Consider the following 2,722-nt stretch of genomic DNA (forward strand, 5'->3'; position numbering starts at 1 on the left):
ATCTCGTCTTTTTGGATGAGAACAAAACAAGATAGAAATATAAAACAGGAATAAGATTGGAAAAAAGGTGCAGAATTTTAGCTCCTAAAATTTTTTACCTATTCCAGATAGGACTTTGAATAAGTAATGGAATGACTACTCCTATTATAAAAGCAGACATGACGAGTGTCCAGTCTCTTTTAGAGAATCTAAAAATTGTTTGAACGATGTATGATATAATTAGAACAATAAAAACTACTATAATTTGTGCGGTTTCGATTCCTAATGCAAATTCTGACAACGGAAGTAATTTATCGGTTGTGTCTCCTGGTAAAATGGTTTTGAAATAGTTAGAAAACCCTAATCCATGAATAATTCCAAAGAATAATGTTACCATAGCGATGAGACTAATTCCTTCAGTTTTGTTGTTTTTTCCAGCTGTAAAAAGATTAAATAACGCAATAATGAGAATAGTAATTGGAATTATGAATTCTATCAAATGTGCTTTGATGGTAACTACTCCAAAGACAGAAAGCACTAATGCTACCGTGTGTCCTAATGTAAAAAGAGTTACTAAGAGTAATAATCTTCGCCAGTCTTTGAAAGTGTATGGAACTGTTAACGCAATTAGGAATAAAACATGATCGTAAGCACCTATATTGAGTACATGTTTTAAACCAATATTAAAATACAACCAGAATTCAGACATAACAATAATGTTTGGGTTTGTCAAACTTACAAATTATTTTTTATTTATGACCGTTTTTTAAATTTTGATTGTTTTGAAAACTATTTTGAAAACTATTTTTAAAAAATATGAAATTGAGTATCTTTGTAGAAATATAAATATAAAATTATGTCTTTTTCCGATTTATTTGATAGTGAATTTAAAGCAAGAAATAAGGGTCATTTTTCTGCTATTGTTCGTGTAGCGATTGCTGACGGCGACTTGAGTTCAGATGAAAAACAGTTTTTAGACAAACTAAAAACACGCTTAGAAATTTCTGATGCAGAATATGAAGAGATTTTAGAAAATCCTCTAAAATACCCAATTAATCCACCAGTATTGCACACGCAAAGATTAGAGCGTTTGTATGATTTGTCTAGAATGGTTTATGCAGATCATGTTCTTGGTCCTAAACAAAAAGAAATTCTTACAAAGTTTGCATTGGCACTTGGTTTTACACCAGGAAATGTAAACTATATTGTAGACAAAGCCTTGTCTCTTCTTATGTTGAATGTAGATTTAGATACATTTATATACGAAATACAACATATGAATAAATAGAAAAGTATTAAAGGATTATAAAAAAATCACCGCTAATATATATTTAAATTAGCGGTGATTTTTTTATTTAAAAAAGAGGGTAAATTTAAATCTTAAACGTAACAACAGGTTTGCTAGCGTGATTTACTAAACCTTCGCTCACACTTCCGTTAAAGAAATGATACAAACTTGTTCTTCCGTGAGTACACATTCCTATAAGATCTGCATTTACACTATTTGCAAAGTTTAAAACACCAGTTTCTATATTTGCGTCATTATATATATGTAGTGAATAATTTGTGATTGGGAAATCAGCAACAAATTCTTTCATTATTTTTTGTGCCACAAGGGTAGTTTTAAAACTATTTGGCGTGTTTATCATTACTAAATCTAAGTGTGAACCAAAAATATTAGCAAAAGCAATAATTTTTTCGAATGGTTTTTTTACTTCCTTAGAAAAATCTGAAGCAAAGACAAAACGATCTGTTTTAAAATTATTTGTATCATGTTTGATTACTAAAACCGGAGCTTCAGATGATCTAACTATTTTCTCGGTAGTAGAACCTATTAGTAATTCTTGGAATCCAGATGTGCCGTGAGAGCCCATAACTACAAGGTCTATGTTGTTCTTTTTGCTAGATTTTATAATTCCTTCAAACGCACTTTCTAGTTTTACGGCTTCACTTACTTTAATTCCTTCCAGATAATCACGAGTCAGTACTTCTTCTAGTTTTTCGTGTGCTTTGTTTAAAAAAAGCATAATTTCAGGAACTGCTGCGCCTCCACTAACGGCATCTGCCATTTGCGAAGGAAGCTCTAACATGTGTACTAAAAATATTTCTCCGTTTGTATCTCTTGCAATTTGCGCAGCAACTTTTAAAGCATGTTCAGCGTTTTCTGAAAAATCGGTAGGAACTAATATTCGTTTCATAATCGTTGGTTTTAGGGTTAATAATCATTAATAGTTTAATTATTTATTAAAGGTAGGAAATTATTTAACATAAATCAAAATTTCGTAAATTAAAAAAAAGTAGTATATTTGCGCATTATTAAGCAGTTTATCTAAATAATGAGGGAAGCACTGCTTCCCTCTTTTTATACAATATGACATTTAAAGACAAAGTAAAAGAATTGTTAGAGCAAGGGTTGGCAGAATATCCAAGCCTATTTTTGATTGATTTAAATATCAATGATGCAAACAAAATTGTTGTAACTTTAGATGGCGATAACGGTGTTCAGTTACAAGATTGTATTAATATAAGTCGAGCAATTGATGCTAATTTAGACCGAGAAGAAGTAGATTTTGCATTAGAAGTTGCTTCGGCGGGTGTTTCATTACCATTAAAATTAGTTCGTCAGTACAAAAAAAATATTGGAAAAAAAACCTGCCAGCGTCAGCGGTAGATAGCCGAATATAAAAGCGTAGGAATTAAACAGCATGCCCGCGACGCGACTGATCAGCCAGCCGAACGGGAT

General features: G+C 31.3%; 3 protein-coding genes and 1 pseudogene. 2 read left to right on the plus strand and 2 right to left on the minus strand.

Annotated elements, in window-relative coordinates; translation table 11 throughout:
- Positions 1-94: 94 nt before the first annotated feature.
- Entirely contained in the window at positions 95-688 is a 594-nt protein-coding gene (locus ACHZC3_RS11795) for a HupE/UreJ family protein (RefSeq protein WP_394760052.1), read from the minus strand.
- Positions 689-835: 147 nt separating this feature from the next.
- Here ACHZC3_RS11795 and ACHZC3_RS11800 point away from each other — a divergent pair, with 147 nt between their 5' ends.
- Positions 836-1,267: a TerB family tellurite resistance protein gene (locus tag ACHZC3_RS11800; RefSeq protein WP_394760053.1), complete on the plus strand. Its 432-nt coding sequence runs from the start codon at positions 836-838 to the stop codon at positions 1,265-1,267.
- A gap of 85 nt (positions 1,268-1,352) precedes the next feature.
- Here ACHZC3_RS11800 and ACHZC3_RS11805 read toward each other — a convergent pair whose 3' ends face one another.
- On the minus strand, positions 1,353-2,177 hold the full coding sequence (locus ACHZC3_RS11805) for a universal stress protein (protein WP_394760054.1): 825 nt from the start codon (positions 2,175-2,177) through the stop codon (positions 1,353-1,355).
- A gap of 173 nt (positions 2,178-2,350) precedes the next feature.
- Here ACHZC3_RS11805 and rimP point away from each other — a divergent pair.
- Positions 2,351-2,626: pseudogene (gene rimP, locus ACHZC3_RS11810) on the plus strand (ribosome assembly cofactor RimP); the annotation flags it as partial.
- Between the last annotated feature and the right edge of the window lie 96 nt (positions 2,627-2,722).

It is taken from the genome of Flavobacterium sp. (assembly GCF_043720215.1).
Lineage (GTDB): Bacteria > Bacteroidota > Bacteroidia > Flavobacteriales > Flavobacteriaceae > Flavobacterium.